This window comes from Micromonospora sp. I033, assembly GCF_053890995.1.
This window is the reverse complement of the sequence record NZ_JBSSLX010000159.1, coordinates 1-13,609: the sequence shown is the minus strand read 5'-3', so window position 1 is coordinate 13,609 and position 13,609 is coordinate 1. Positions and strand designations below refer to the sequence as shown.

At 76.7% G+C, this 13,609-nt stretch carries 11 protein-coding genes; 7 read left to right on the top strand and 4 right to left on the bottom strand.

Features of this window, described 5'->3' with window-relative positions; translation table 11 throughout:
• Positions 1-452 precede the first annotated feature (452 nt).
• A complete protein-coding gene (locus tag ACW0Q9_RS22475) occupies positions 453-1,151 on the top strand; it encodes a Pr6Pr family membrane protein (protein WP_456184380.1) in 699 nt (232 codons plus the stop codon).
• A gap of 10 nt (positions 1,152-1,161) precedes the next feature.
• Here ACW0Q9_RS22475 and ACW0Q9_RS22470 read toward each other — a convergent pair whose 3' ends face one another.
• Both ACW0Q9_RS22470 and ACW0Q9_RS22465 read right to left on the bottom strand, forming a co-directional pair.
• A complete protein-coding gene (locus ACW0Q9_RS22470; protein ID WP_456184378.1) occupies positions 1,162-3,255 on the bottom strand; it encodes an amylo-alpha-1,6-glucosidase in 2,094 nt (697 codons plus the stop codon).
• Positions 3,252-3,629 (bottom strand): SCP2 sterol-binding domain-containing protein, encoded by a 378-nt coding sequence (locus tag ACW0Q9_RS22465; RefSeq protein ID WP_456184376.1) that lies wholly within the window; start codon positions 3,627-3,629, stop codon positions 3,252-3,254. Before ACW0Q9_RS22465 ends, ACW0Q9_RS22470 begins: the two co-directional genes overlap by 4 nt.
• A gap of 154 nt (positions 3,630-3,783) precedes the next feature.
• On the opposite strand from ACW0Q9_RS22465, the gene ACW0Q9_RS22460 reads away from it, so the two are divergent.
• A complete protein-coding gene (locus tag ACW0Q9_RS22460) occupies positions 3,784-4,758 on the top strand; it encodes a glycoside hydrolase family 88 protein (RefSeq protein ID WP_456184374.1) in 975 nt (324 codons plus the stop codon).
• Here ACW0Q9_RS22460 and ACW0Q9_RS22455 read toward each other — a convergent pair.
• The gene (locus ACW0Q9_RS22455) at positions 4,742-5,251 is read right to left on the bottom strand and encodes a mycothiol transferase (protein WP_456184373.1); all 510 of its coding nucleotides are present in this window, start codon (positions 5,249-5,251) and stop codon (positions 4,742-4,744) included. The genes ACW0Q9_RS22460 and ACW0Q9_RS22455 overlap by 17 nt on opposite strands.
• Positions 5,252-5,336: 85 nt before the next feature.
• On the opposite strand from ACW0Q9_RS22455, the gene ACW0Q9_RS22450 reads away from it, so the two are divergent.
• From ACW0Q9_RS22450 to ACW0Q9_RS22430, 5 genes are all read left to right on the top strand, one after another.
• Positions 5,337-5,852, top strand: coding sequence for a 2'-5' RNA ligase family protein (locus tag ACW0Q9_RS22450; RefSeq protein ID WP_456184371.1), 516 nt, complete (start codon positions 5,337-5,339; stop codon positions 5,850-5,852).
• Positions 5,853-6,037: 185 nt separating this feature from the next.
• Complete coding sequence (locus ACW0Q9_RS22445; protein ID WP_456184369.1) at positions 6,038-7,141, top strand: hypothetical protein; 1,104 nt, start codon at positions 6,038-6,040, stop codon at positions 7,139-7,141.
• Between the two features lie 106 nt (positions 7,142-7,247).
• Positions 7,248-8,075: an MEDS domain-containing protein gene (locus ACW0Q9_RS22440; protein WP_456184367.1), complete on the top strand. Its 828-nt coding sequence runs from the start codon at positions 7,248-7,250 to the stop codon at positions 8,073-8,075.
• Positions 8,072-9,034 (top strand): anti-sigma factor RsbA family regulatory protein, encoded by a 963-nt coding sequence (locus ACW0Q9_RS22435; RefSeq protein ID WP_456184365.1) that lies wholly within the window; start codon positions 8,072-8,074, stop codon positions 9,032-9,034. Before ACW0Q9_RS22440 ends, ACW0Q9_RS22435 begins: the two co-directional genes overlap by 4 nt.
• Before the next feature lie 122 nt (positions 9,035-9,156).
• On the top strand, positions 9,157-10,704 hold the full coding sequence (locus tag ACW0Q9_RS22430; RefSeq protein ID WP_456184363.1) for a hypothetical protein: 1,548 nt from the start codon (positions 9,157-9,159) through the stop codon (positions 10,702-10,704).
• Positions 10,705-10,764: 60 nt separating this feature from the next.
• Here the strand turns inward: ACW0Q9_RS22430 and ACW0Q9_RS22425 are convergent.
• On the bottom strand, positions 10,765-13,609 hold a 2,845-nt coding region (locus ACW0Q9_RS22425; RefSeq protein ID WP_456184361.1), incomplete at its 5' end, for an ATP-binding protein.

Sequence of the window (13,609 nt, the reverse complement as noted above, 5' to 3'; positions counted from 1 at the left end):
CCACGCCCCCCCCCGCCGACGACGCCCCCGCGCCCGCCCGGGCCCCCGCCGGGCCACCGGCCCCCCCGACCGGGACGCCCGCCACGACCTCGCCGGCGACGGCTCCGGCCACGACGGAGCCGACCACCGGCACAGGCCGGGACGGGCACACCGCCCCGCTCCGACCGACTCCGCACAGCCGAACGCACACCGCCCCGGACCGGCCGACCCCGGGCACCGGAGCCGGCCGGCTCGGGTCCGCGGCGGACCGGTCGCCGACCACGTCGTCCCGGCCTCGGCCCTCCCGCGGCGCGCCGCCGCTCCGCGACCCCTCCGCCCGCCCGACGACCGGCGCGGATGCCGCCCCGCCGGCCGCGCGGTCCGGGCGCGGCCAACCCGGACCGAGCGACCGGGCCGCAACAGAAGGTCACCGGCCGGGTCCCAGGCCGGTGACCGGCTGATAGCTTGCCCCGGTGACTCCGCGGCGTCGCCGACTGGCGATCCTCTTCCGCCTGGCCGTCGTGCTCGGCGTGGTGGCCGGCATCGTGCTCACCGCGCTCGGCCCGGCCACGGTGACCGGCCTCCTGCCCTACTTCACCATCCAGAGCAACGTGGCGGTCGGTGTCTTCGCCGGGTACGCCGCCTGGCGGGCCTGGCAGGGCCGCCCGGAGCCGCCGAGCGCGCTCAAGGGCGCGGTGACCCTCTACATCACCATCACCGGCACGGTCTACCACCTGGTGCTCGCCAACCCGGCCAGCCCGTTCGCCATGGCCCAGCCGGACCGGCAGCCGGGCGAGTGGTGGGGCAACCAGTTCCTGCACACCGTGGTGCCGCTGCTGGCGGTCGTCGACTGGGCGCTGTTCGACCGGCGGGGCCGGCTGCGCCCGCGGTACGCCGCCTGGTGGCTGGCGTTCCCCCTGGCGTACCTCGGGTTCGCCCTGGTGCGGGGGCTGGTCGTGCACCGCTATCCGTACCCGTTCCTCGACGCCGGGCAGCTCGGCTACGACGGCGTCGGGCTGAGCGCGGTCTTCTTCGCCGTCGCGTTCTGGCTGCTCGGCCTCCTCTTCGTGGGCGTCGACCGCGGCCTGGCCCGGCGTGTCGGCGCCGTGCCGGTCGAGCCTGCCCCGCCGCCCGCCGGCGCACCGGAGGAGAGGGTGGCGGGATCGCGCTGATCGCCGTCGGTCACCCGACGCCGTCGGTGCGCCGCTGACCGGCCGCGCCCCCGACCCGGACCCGCCGGCCGGTGGTGCGGTCGCGGCCGTAGGAGTCGGCCCGGCCCCAGCGCCCCGGCACGTCCAGCAGCTCGATCCGGCCGTACCCGTCGGGGATGTGCGGGTCCGCCAGCAGGTTCTCCCCGCACGGGCGCAGCCCGAGCATGGTGGCGAGCAGCATCAGCAGGCCGCCGGACGCCCACGACTGCGGGCGGCCGGCCGCCGGAAGCTGGACCGGGTACTTGGTGATCTCGCGCGGGTAGCCGGCGATCACCTCCGGCACCGACCCGCCGAGCGTCTCCGCCACGGCGAAGATGCCGGCCGCCACCTGGGCCGCCTCGGCGTCGTACCCGTAGCGGCGCAGGCCCGCCGCGACCAGCGCGTTGTCGGACGGCCAGACCGCGCCGAGGTGCGGGCCGACCGGGTTGTACGGCCGCTGCCCGGTGGCGTAGGTGCGCACCCCCCAACCGGAGAAGAGTTCCGGGCCGGACAGGTGCGCGGCGACCGCGTCGGCCCGCTCCGGCTCGACGATGCCGCTCCACAGCAGGTGCCCGAGGTGGGAGGTGAGCGCGTCCACCGGCTCCCCGTCCGGGGTGAGGGCCAGCGCGTAGTAGCCCCGGTGCGGCAGCCAGAAGTCCCGGTTGAACCGCTCGCGCAGCCGCGCGGCCTCGGCCTCCAGCCGGTCGGCGTAATCGGGGTCGCCCCAGATCTCCCGGGCCAGCCGGGCGCCCCGGACCTTCGCGTCGTACGCGTAGCCCTGCAACTCGCAGGTGGCCCGGGGGTAGGGCGGCGCGACGGCGTGCCGGTCGACGATGGCCCCCGGCGAGTTGCGCCAGGTCTGGTTGGCCAGCCCGTTGACCGTGTTGCGCGGCTGGTAGCGCAGGTAGCCGTCGCCGGTGGAGTCGCCGTACTCGTCGAGCCAGTCCAGCGCCATCCGGGCCGGGTGGCGCAACTGCCGGACCAGGTCGCCGTCGCCGGTCCAGCGCTCGTACTCGTCGAGCAGGATCACGAACAGCGGGGTGGTGTCCGCCGCGCCGTAGTAGAACACGTTCGGCTGCTCACCGAACGCCGCCGACTCGCCGTACCGCAGCTCGGCGAGGATCTTCCCGGGCTCCTCGTCGTGGTAGTCGTCGAGCCGGCCGCCCTGGAGCAGGGCGAGCAGATGCAGCGTCGCCGGGGTCAGCTCCGGGGTGAACGGCAACGTCTCCAGGCAGGTGAGGATGGCGTCCCGGCCGTACAGCGCCATCGCCCAGGGCAGGCCGCCCACCGGCACCCGGTCAACGTACGACAGCGGCGTGTACCGCAGCGAGGCCAGGTCGGTCAGCGCCTGCCGGTACGCCGACACCAGGGTCTTCCGCTCGGCGATGAGTTGCGGCGCGTGGTCGAACCACCGGGCCAGGTCCTCCCGCATGTCCTGGCGGACGTGCTGGCGGTGGGCCTCCAGGCTGGCCCGCAGGTCCCGTCCCTGGGCCCCGTGGATGATCATGGCGACATGCAGGTCGGTGTGCCACTCGCCGTCCGGGGGGACCTGGATCCGGAAGGTCATGCCCCGCTGGTCGACCTCCACCGGCGCCGTGCTGTAGACGACGGTCTCCCGGTTGAACCGGCCCCGCTCGTGGCGGATCCGAAGCTGCCGGTGGACGGTGTCGGCGACGACCGCCGGCCGGCGCGGCCCGGGACGGCGGATCTCGGCGGTGTCGGCGAAGTCGCTGCCGATCTCCATCCGCATGGTGAACTCGGCGGGCTCGGCGGAGTGGTTCAGCACGGTGATCCGCTCGTTGAAGCTGTCGTTGATGGACCGGTGCCGGAGCACCGAGACGTCGGCGTCCACGTAGTGGCTGGCGGCGCCGGGGACCAGCACGAACCGGGTCTCGAAGTAGGCCAGCTCGTCCCGGGACAGGGCGTGCAGCCGCTCGCCGTTCAGAGTGAGCACCCAGCGGGACACGAAGCGGGTGTCGAACGAGAACAGGCCGATCGGGGCGTAAGGATCGACCTCCATGTCGCCCTGCCCGTCGCTGAGCGCGAACGCGTTGCCAGCCAGGACGTTCACCAGTTCCTGCTTCATCGCATCCCCACCCGCCCGCCGGCCACCTCGCGGGGGTGCCGGGCGCCGGACGGGCCCGGGAAGAGCCGGCGCAGCGCCAGCAGCAGCCGCAGGTTGCCCTGCGCGGTGAGGTCGTTGCGGAGCAGCGCCGCGGCCGGGTTCAGCCGGCCCGCGGCGATCCGGTCGAACACCTCCCGGTCGGCGCGGAGCACCAGATCGGCCTCGTCCGCCAGGCGGTCCACCCGGACCTCCTGGCGGTCGATGGTCAGGAACCAGTGCTCGGTCCGCGCCCCCTCATGCAGGTCCAGGCGGAGCGTGCCGGCGGTGTTCTCCGGGAGGTCGGGGTGCCGGCCGGGGACCCGCCGGGCCAGGTACTCCGCCGCCGAGACGCTCATCGGTGTCCCTCCCCCGTGTCCGTGCTCGCGGCCACCCGCCGCGGGTCCGTCCGCTCCCGCAGCGTCCCCGCCGGTCGGGTGAGCCCAACTCACCTGGTCGGGGTGAGTTGGACTGGCACGCCGGGGCGAAGTCGGGTAGTCCGGAGGAATGGTGATGACCGGGGACGCCACGACCGACCGCGTGCTCGCCGCGCTGCTGGCCATGCAGCGCCAGTCCTGGGAGCAGGGGGTGACCGGGCACGCCCTGCTCGATCTCGGGCTCGGTGAGCTGGCCGTGCTGGTCGCCGACGCCGCGGTGACCCGGCAGCACCGGGACGGGCGGCTCGGCGACGTGTCCGGCGAGGCCGGCGCCGTGAACGGCGCGGCCTGCGGCGAGGTGGTCCGGTACGCGATGACGGCCGACGGGGACCCGCGCTTCGCGGCCGCGCTGGACGCGCAGCTCGACTGGCTGGTCGCCCGGGCGCCCCGGGCCGCCGACGGCACCCTGTTCCACCTGCTCGACAGCCGGCAGGTGTGGGCGGACACCGTGTACATGGTGGTGCCGCTGCTCGCGCTGGCCGGCCGGACGGACCTGGCCGCCGCGCAGGTCGACGGGCACCGCCGCCGGTTGTTCGACCCGGGCACCGGCCTCTACGCGGCACGCTGGGACGAGGACCGGGGCGAGCTGGACCGGCCCGGGCCCTGGGGCACCGGCAACGGCTGGGTGGTCGCCGGGATCGCCCGGGCGCTGCGCCTGGCGCCGGACTGGCCGGCCGGGCTCCGTGACGAGCTGGCCGGGCACGCCCGCACGGTGCTGGACGCCTGCCTGGCCCACCGGGCCGACGACGGGCTCTTCCCCGACGTGCTCGACGACCCCGGCTCGTTCCGGGAGGCGAACACCGCGCAGTTGCTCGGGTACGCGGCACTGACCGGGGTGGCCGACGGCTGGCTGCCGGTGTCGTGGCTGGGCACCGGCAGGGAGCTGCTGGCGGCCGCCGAGCGGCGGGTCGACCGCCACGGGCGGGTGACCGGGGTCAGCGGCGCGCCGGACTTCGCCGGGCCCGGCACCTCCCCGGAGGCGCAGGCGTTCCATTTGCTCGGGCACGCCGCGCTGGCCCGCGCCCGGGCGGCGGTCAACCCCGCTGGATGAGCCCGCGCACGTACGCGGCCTGGCCGACGTGCTGGAGGTCGTCGTCCAGCACGCTCACCAGCCGCACGCCGAGGGTGACCGGCGGGTCCCAGTTCTCGTCGACCACCCGGTCCAGGTCGGCCGCGCGCAGCCCGCGCAGGTACGCCAGGGTCCGGTCGACCACCGCCCGGTGGTAGTCGAGCAGCACCCCGCCGTCCTCCGGCCGTACGCAGGCGACCTGCTCGGGCCCGTGGCCGAATCCCGTGTCGTCCGGGTCGGCGGCCAGCCCGCACCGCCCCGCCCAGTCGCCGCCGACCCAGAGCTGCTCCTCCCCCAGCACGTCGCTGACGTGGTGGTCCTGGAGCCGGGTCAGGTGCCAGATCAGCCAGCCCACCGGGTTCGACCCGGCGGCCGGGGCCTGCCGCAGCTGTTCCGGGCCGAGCCCGTCGAGCGCCCCCGCCACCAGGTCGGGCAGCCGGCCGTACGCATCGGTCAACAGGTCGTTCACGTCCACGGGTACCGCCCTCCTCCGGCGTCGGTGCCACCCGGGCTGTACCGCGCAGGCCCGGCGGCAAACCTCACCCCCTTAGGGTGATCGCGTGGTCGCGGCGCTGGAGCTGTATCTCGACACCGACGCCACCCGGCGGATCCGGGTGCTCTGGGACGCGTTGGAGGCCGAGGGCGTGCAGAGCATGAAGTCGTTGCTGGGGCAGCGGCACCGGCCGCACGTCTCGCTGGCGGTCGCGCCGCGCCTCGATCCGCACCGGGTCGCCGAGGCGCTCGCCGGCCTCGTGGTGGCTGCCCCGCTGCGGCTGGAGTTCCAGCACGCCGGGCAGTTCGTCGGGCGGGTGCTCTGGCTCGGTCCGGCCCCCACGCCGGAGCTGCTGGCCCACCACGGCACGGTGCACGAGCGGCTGGCCCGGGCCGGCATCGGCCTCGTGGAGCACTACCGGCCGGGCCGCTGGGTGCCGCACTGCACGCTCTCCATGCGGGTGCCGAACGCGCTGATGGCCGCGGCGGTGCGCCGCTGCCTGGAGGTGCTGCCGCTGACCGCCACGGTGGTCGGCGCGGCCGTCACCGACCACGCCCGGGACATCTCCCACCCGCTCGACTGACCCGGCGCGCCGTCCGGGATGTGGGCGGCGCCGCTCGGAACGCTCCGGGTTTTTCGCCATCTGCCGCCGGTGGTGGCGATGCCGCCGGAACGACGCAAGCTGGTAAAAGAGCAGGTCAAGGCCGTCCTGGCCTCCCGAGGACGTGCGGCCGGAGCGCCCACGAGCACGTTCTTCGGAGGCACCCCATGGCCGCACCCGTCATCCGTTCCGTCACCGCCGATCCGACCGTCCTGCTGCCCGGGCAGTCCACCGCCGTCCGGGTGGACGCCTACCATCCCGACTCGCGACTGCTGACCCTCTCCGGCCGGGTGAGCGACCCCACCGGCGCCGCCTGGGACAGCCCCGTCCGGCTGGACCTGAGCGTGCCGCTGACCGTCCAGCTCGGCAGCACCGCGCCGGGCGTGACCGTCACGCCGAGCCCCACCGACCCGACGCGCTTCACGGTGACCGTGCTGGCCGGCCGGGGCACGGTCACGCTGACCGCCACGGCCCGGGACGCCGCCGGCCGGACCGGCACCGCCACCACCACCCTGACCGTGCCGCTGCTGGTCGGGATGAGCGCCGAGAAGGGAGTGCGGACCCAGCGGGCGGTGGCCGAGTACCCGGGCATCCGCTACATGCGCGACTTCGGCACGGACGGCGGCGACGCGGACGCCCTTCCGGAGCTGCCCCCGCTGAACTCCGGCAAGTTCGTCGACGCCCCGTCGGCCGTCATGCACGTGTCCTGGAAGGACGACGTCGAGCAGTTGAGCGGCTGGCTGGACGGGGTGAGCCGGCCGATCTACCTGACCTGGTACCACGAGCCGATGGGCGACGTGGCGCCGGCGGCGTACCGGACCGCCGGCACCCGGGTGGCGCAGATCGTCGCCGCGCACCGGAACCGGCGGTGGGTCCTGGGGCACGGCCCGATCGTCACCCGCTACTGGCTGGACGAGGGGCGCGGCAACCCGACCGACTGGGGCTACCCGGGCATGACCCACTACGGCGTGGACTGCTACTCGCGGGACACCGCGACGTACTGGCCGGCGTCGCGGATGTTCGGGGTGGCGTTCGGCAAGGTGCGCGCCGCGTACCCGGGGATCCGGCTGCTGGTGCCCGAGTACGGGCTGAGCCGGACCACGGCCGACACCACCGGCGCGGGCCGGGCGCAGGCGATCCGGGACCACGTCACCTGGCTGCGCCAGCAGAACGACGTGGACGCGGTCGCCTACTGGAACAACTGGGCCGAGTTCGAGCTGGGTGACCCCCCGCTGGAGTCCACCGCCTGGCGGAACCTCCAGCTCAGCTGACCGGAGGCTCGGAACGGGCCCGCCGCGGGTGCGCCGCGGGCCCGCCATCCGCCGGACGGGCCCGCACGCCGGGGTGTGCCTAGACTGGCGCGGTGGGACGGACCGAGTGAGCAGCGACAGCGCGTCGTCGACGGCGTACGGTCACCTCTGCCTCGCCTACGACGACCCGGCGGCGCTGGACGCCCGGGCGGTCGCCCACCTGGCCGCGGGCCTCGCGGCCGGCGAGCAGGTCTGGCTGGTCGCTCCCGGTGACCCCGACTCGCTGGCCGGCCGGCTGGACCGCCTCCCCGGTCTCGACGACGCGCTGCGCCGGGGGGCACTCCGGCTGGTCCCGGTCGAGCAGGCCTACCGCCACGACGAGGTCGTCGACCCGGAGAAGCAGGTCCGGGCGTACGCGGCGGCCACCGGCGACGCGCTGGCCGCCGGCTACACCGGCCTGCGGGTGGTGGCCGAGGCGACCACCCTGGTCCGCTCCGCCGCCCAGCGGGACGCCTTCGCCCGCTACGAGCACCTCATCGACCGCTGGATGCGCCGGCATCCGATGTCGGCGATCTGCGCCTACGACCGGCGTGAGCTGAGCGACGCGGCGATCGCCGAGCTGGCCTGCATGCACCCCGAGACCAACGCCGACGTGCTGTTCCGGCTGCACGCCGGGGGCGGCGAGGCGGTCGTCGAGCTCGGCGGCGAGCTGGACCCGTCCAACAACCGGCTCTTCGCCACCGCGCTGGACCGGGCCGACCCGCGACCGGTCGACGGCCGGCTCGTGCTCGACGCGACCGGGCTGCGTTTCGTCGACCACCGCTGCCTGCTGCACCTGCGCGACCACGCCCGCCTGCACGGCGCCACCGCCGTGCTGCGCACCTCGCGCTCGGCCGCGGCCCGGCTGGTGGAGCTGCTCGACCTGGACGAGGTGCGGGTGGAGGTGGCCCGATGAGGACGGGAGCCGCCGCCGGTCACGTGGGCTACTACCACGAGGCGATCCTCTACGACTCCGACGAGCACCTGCTGGCCGTGGTGCTGCCCTTCCTGCTCGGCGGGGTCGAGGCCGGCGAGCCGACCGTGGTGGGCTTCGGCGGGCGCAACGCGGAGCTGGTCCGCCGGGCCCTGCCCGCCGGGACCGCGGTCACCTTCCTGCCCGGAGGCGACCTCTACGCCCGCCCCACCGCCGCGATCCGCTCCTATCGCAAGCTGCTGGCTTCGTACGTGGCCGACGGCGCCCGGCAGATCCGGATCGTCGGCGAGCTGCCGCCGGCGGTGCTCGGCGCCACCTGGGACTGGTGGGCCCGCTACGAGTCGGCCATCAACCACGCCTACGACGACTTCCCGCTCTGGAGCATGTGCGCGTACGACGTCCGGACCGCGCCGGCCCGGGTGCTGGCGGACGTGGCGCGGACCCATCCCCGGGTGGCGCTGCCGGACGGCAGCCACCGGCCGAGCGACAGCTACACCGAGCCGGCGACATTCCTCGGGGAGCACCACCTGATGCTTCCCGACCCGGTGCAGTGGACGGCGCCGACGGTCGCGTTGACCGATCCGAGCCCGGCGGAGGCGCGGGACGCGGTGCGCGCCGCCCACCGGGGCCAACTCTCCACCGACGACCTCGACGACCTGGTCGTGTCGGTCAGCGAGGTGGTGAGCAACGCGCTGCGGCACGGTGTGCCACCGGTGCGGATGCGGCTGTGGAGCGGCCCGGACCGGCTGGTGGTGACCGTGCGCGACCACGGATCCGGCCCCAGCGACCCGTACGCCGGGCTGCTGCCCGCGGGCAACGGCGCCGCCGGCGGCCTGGGCCTGTGGATCAGCCACCAGTCCTGCAACCACGTGGCGCTGCACCGGGATGCCGACGGCTTCACCGTCCGGCTGACCGCCGGGAACCCCTACTTTCCGGTCTGACAGGGCTCGGGGGCGGGGCGGGGCGGAACCCGCGCGCCGTCGGCGGTACCGTTGCGCCTCATCATGCCCTGCGGGGCGGTCATCCGCCGGCCTGGCGCTGGCGAACCGACGGAGGATGGCGCATGTCCAACGGCGAGGAACCGTTCGCACCCCACGACGACGTGTCCGCGCGGCCGAGGTTCGACCCGGCGCTGCGCGGCTACGACAAACGCCAGGTGGACCGGTACGTCGAGCAGATGGACGGCGAACTGACCGCCCTGACGGCCGACCGCGACCGGGCGTACGCCCAGGTCCGTGAGCTGACCGCGCAGGCGCAGCGGGCGCAGACCGAGGCCGCCGAGCTGCGCCAGCGCCCGACCCAGGTCGACCGGGCGTCCTTCCGCGACCTCGGCCCGATGGTCGACCAGATCCTGGACCTGGCCGAGAAGCAGGCCGGGCAGATCATCGAGGCGGCCACCAAGCGCGCCGCCGACCTCCAGGCGCAGGCGGAGCGGGTGCTGGCCACCGCGCGCGACGACGCGGAGCGGGACCGGCGCGAGCTGGCGGAGGAGCTGGCCACCCGCCGGGCCGAGCAGGAGAAGGCGGACGAGGAGCGGCACGCCGCCGCGCAGGCGGAGCTGACCGCGATCCGGGAGCTGACCGAGAAGCTGCGCACCGAGGGGCAGGCGGCCCACGACCGGGCCCAGCAGGAGGCGAAGCGGATCGCCGAGCAGAGCGCCCAGCAGGTCGAGCAGGCCCGCTCCGCGTCGGAGGCGCTGGTGAAGGCGGCGCGCACCCAGATCCAGCAGGAGGTGCAGGCCAACCGGAGCAAGGCCCAGCAGGAGCTGTCCCAGTGGCAGGCCACCATGGCCCGGGAACTGGACGAGCGGCGGGCCGCGGCCGAGCAGGAACTGGCCGACCGGGCCAGCGCCGCCGAGCGGGACATCGCCGCCCTGGTCGCCGAGGCCCAGCAGTACGCCACCGAGGTCCGCGAGCGGGCCGACGAGGAGACGGCGGCTCACCAGGAGCAGCTCGCCACGGTGCAGCAGGAGATCCAGCAGCGGCAGGAGGCGCTCGCCCAGCTCCAGGCCGAGCTGGAGACGGTCGACCAGCAGCTGGAGCGCAACCGCGGGGAGATCACCGCGGTCGAGCAGGAGGGCGCCGCGCTGGAGGAGCAGCTGCTCGGCGTACGCCGGGACCTGGCCGCCGAGACCCGGCGGCTGGACGAGGCGCGCCGGGCGGCGGACCTGGCCGAGCAGCACGCCAAGGACACCCGCGCCCGGGTGCAGCGGGAGGCCAAGCGGGTCGCCGACCTGGCCGCCGCCGCGGTGATGGCGGCCGCCGCGGGTGGCACGGAGACGGCCGAGTACCCGCAGGTGGCGCCGCGCCCGGTCGCCGCGCCAGCGGAGGCCACCCCGGCGGTGCCCGCTCCGGTGGTGGCGCCCGCGCCGGTGGTGGTGCCGGCCCCGGCCGCGCTGGTCGATCCGGCCGCGCTGGCCGACCCGGAGGCGGGCGAGCAGGTGGACGGCGATCGGCCGACCGCCGAGCCGTTCCTGGAGCGGGCCTCCCTGGACCGGCCGAGCTTCGACGCGTTCGCGGTGCGCACCCCGGCACAACGGCCCGCCCCCGAGGCGGAGGCCACCGGCGAGGCGGCGGCCGGTCCGGACGGCGGCGTCCCCGCCAACGCCTGACCCGACCCCGTCCGCGCGGCGGGGCCGCCGAACCCCGGCGGCTCGCGTGGGCCGGTGCGGTCAAGCCGCGGCGAGCGCGGTGGCCAGGTCGGCGAGGTGGCGGGCCACCGGGCCCACGGTGAGCACGCCACTGCCGGCGCCGGCCAGTTCGTCGGCGGCGGGGCGCAGCGCGGCGTGCAGCCGGGCCATGGCGGGCCGGTCGCCGAGGGCGAGGGCGGCCCGGGCGGCGACGCAGAGCCGGGCCTCGCGCAGCAGGTCGTGCGGCGACTCGGGCAGGTCGCGCAGCGCGGCGGCGGCCTCGTTCCGGCGTCCCGCGCCGAGCAGGGCCAGCGGCCGGACCCACGGCGCGTACGGGCCGGCGTCGGCGTCGGCCGGCGCCGGACCGGGGTCGTCGCCGGTGGACAGCCGCAGGCAGAGCAGGGCGAACGGCAGCAGCCCGGCCGCCATGCCGGGCATCTGCCCGGCGTCGAGCCGGACGGCCGCCGCCCGGTACGCCGCCTCGGCCTCCACGCCGCGTCCCGCGACGGCCAGCCGGAGGGCCGCGTACCAGGCGGTGAAGACGCCGACGAGGGGCAGCTCGTAGCGCGCGGCGAGGCGGTCGGCGGCGGCCGCGTGGGCGTCGGCGGCGGTGAGATCGGCGCGGGCGCAGTGCGCCTGGAGGGCGATGAGGTGCCCCAGCACCTCGAAGGTCACCAGTCCGTGCCGGGCGGCCAGGTCGACCAGTTCGGCGCCGATGCCGGCGCGTTCCCGGGCCCGGCCGGTCCGGTCGAAGGAGTGCATGAAGCGGGCGTTGAGCGCGAAGGCCAGCAGCGCCGGGTCACCGAGGCGGCGGGCGATCTCCTCCGCCTCGTCCGCCGCCCGCCGGCCCCGGTCGCCGGTGTCGCCGCGCAGCTCCAGGGCGAGGGTGCACAGCAGTCGCCCGCGCCGGGCCGCCTGGCCGGCGGGTAGCGCGGCGAGGGCGGCCTCGGCGGCGGCCACGATCCGCCGGGACAGCTCCTCGTCGTCGTTGCTGGTCCAGACGGCCGGCACGTCGAACGCGGCCAGCACGTCGGCGGTGAGTCCGGGGTCGGCGAGCCGTTCGACGGCGGCGACCGCCTCGGCCCGCACCCGGCGGGTCCGGTCGAGGTGGCCGGTGACGGCGAGGCCGCGTCCCCAGCCGATGAGCGCGGCCAGCCGCCCGCGTACGTCGTGCCCGCCGGCCCGGTCGTGGGCGGCCAGGGCCTGCTGCCAGAGCCGGGCCGCCTCGTGCGGGTGGCAGCGCAGCTCGGCCCGTTCGGCGGCGGCCGTGGCGTACCGGGCGGCCCGCGCCGCGGCCTCCGGACCGGGCGCCTGTCCGAAGTGGTGGGCGAGGGCGGTGACGTCGTCGGGCCGGAGCCGTTCGAGCACGGTCCCGGCGGCGGCGTGCCAGCGGGCCCGGCGCGGCGCCGACAGGTCGGTGTAGAGGGTGTCGCGGACCAGGATGTGGCCGAACCGGCTGCCGTCGGGGGTGAGGAAGCCGGCCTGCGCGGCCCGGTCCACGGCCTCCAGCATGGCCTCCTCGCCGGCCAGTGCGGCGAGGACGTCCGCGTCGAGGTCCCGGCCCAGCACCGCGGCCTGGCGCAGCACGGTCCGGGTCGGCCCGGGCAGTTGCGCCAGGCGGTGCCGGATGACGTCCCGCACGCCGGCCGGGACGCGCTCCAGCGCGGCGGGGCCCTCGGCGGCGAGCAGCCGGGCCAGTTCCCGGACGAAGAACGGGTTGCCGCCGCTGCGCCGGTGCAGCGTCCGCACGGTGTCCGGGTCCGCCGCACCGGCCACGGCCCGGACCAGGTCGGCGGTCTCCGCCTCGGCCAGCCCGCCCAGGTAGACCCGGACCGGTTCGGTGCGGGCGAGCCGGGCCAGCGCCCCGGTCAGCGCCGGGGTGATCCCGGTGGCCCGGTAGGTGCCGACCGCCAGCACCGGCCCGGCCACCGGCTCCGGGCCGGTGAGCAGCGCGGTCAGCAGGTCGAGGGTGTCCTCGTCGGCCCGGTGCAGGTCGTCGAGGACGAGCAGCACGGGCCCGCGCCGCGCCGCCGCGCCCACCCGGGCGCCCGCGACCCGGTGCAGCCGGTGGCGGACCACGGCCGGCTCCGCACCGCCCGGCACGTCCGCCGGCGCGCCGCCGACGGGCCCGGCGGACAGGCCACCGGGAACCGGCGCGCCGGACAGCCCACCGGCCACCCGCCCCGCGGCGGCGGACCCGCCGGTCGCCGGTTCCTCGGCTTCCGCCGGATCGGGCAGGGCCGCGGCGAGCTGCGTCCACGGCCAGGCCGCCGGAGCCCCCTCGTACTCGGGGACCCGGCCGACGGCGCAGGTCCAGCCGGCGGCGGCGAGCCGGTCGACAAGCGCCTCGACGAACGCCGTCTTGCCCGCGCCGGCGTCACCGGAGACCAGCGCGACGGCCGGCCGGCCGCGCCGGACCACCTCCTCGGCGAGCGCGGTGAGGCTCGCCAGCTCGGCCGCGCGTCCCACGAACGGGCGCCGCTCCTCCCCCGCCGTCGAGGTGGCGACCGGGGCGGGCGGCGCGGCGACCGAGGTCGGGTCGAGGTGCGGGGCCTGGGCGAGGATGTCGGCCTCCAGCCGGCGCAGCCGGGGACCGGGGTCCACCCCCAGCTCCCGGACCAGCACCGCGCGCGCCTCCCGCAGCGCGGCGAGCGCGTCGCCCTGCCGGCCCGCCCGGTAGAGGGCGACGGCGAGCAGCCGCCAGGTCTCCTCCCGCAGCGGCTGGGCGGCGGCCTGCCCGCGCAGGTCACCGGCGGCCTCGGCGGCCCGGCCCAGGGCCAGCAGCGCCTCGGCGCGGCGCTCGACGGCGAGCAGCCGCAGCTCGTCCAGCCGGTCGATCTCCGCCCGCGCCCAGGGCTCGGCGGCGAACTCCGCGTAGGCGGGGCCG

Coding starts and splice junctions, on each gene's coding strand:
- ACW0Q9_RS22470 (WP_456184378.1), bottom strand. CDS start 3,255: ATGAAGCAGGAACTGGTGAACGTCCTGGCTGGCAACGCGTTCGCGCTC.
- ACW0Q9_RS22465 (WP_456184376.1), bottom strand. CDS start 3,629: ATGAGCGTCTCGGCGGCGGAGTACCTGGCCCGGCGGGTCCCCGGCCGG.
- ACW0Q9_RS22460 (WP_456184374.1), top strand. CDS start 3,784: ATGACCGGGGACGCCACGACCGACCGCGTGCTCGCCGCGCTGCTGGCC.
- ACW0Q9_RS22445 (WP_456184369.1), top strand. CDS start 6,038: ATGGCCGCACCCGTCATCCGTTCCGTCACCGCCGATCCGACCGTCCTG.
- ACW0Q9_RS22435 (WP_456184365.1), top strand. CDS start 8,072: ATGAGGACGGGAGCCGCCGCCGGTCACGTGGGCTACTACCACGAGGCG.
- ACW0Q9_RS22430 (WP_456184363.1), top strand. CDS start 9,157: ATGTCCAACGGCGAGGAACCGTTCGCACCCCACGACGACGTGTCCGCG.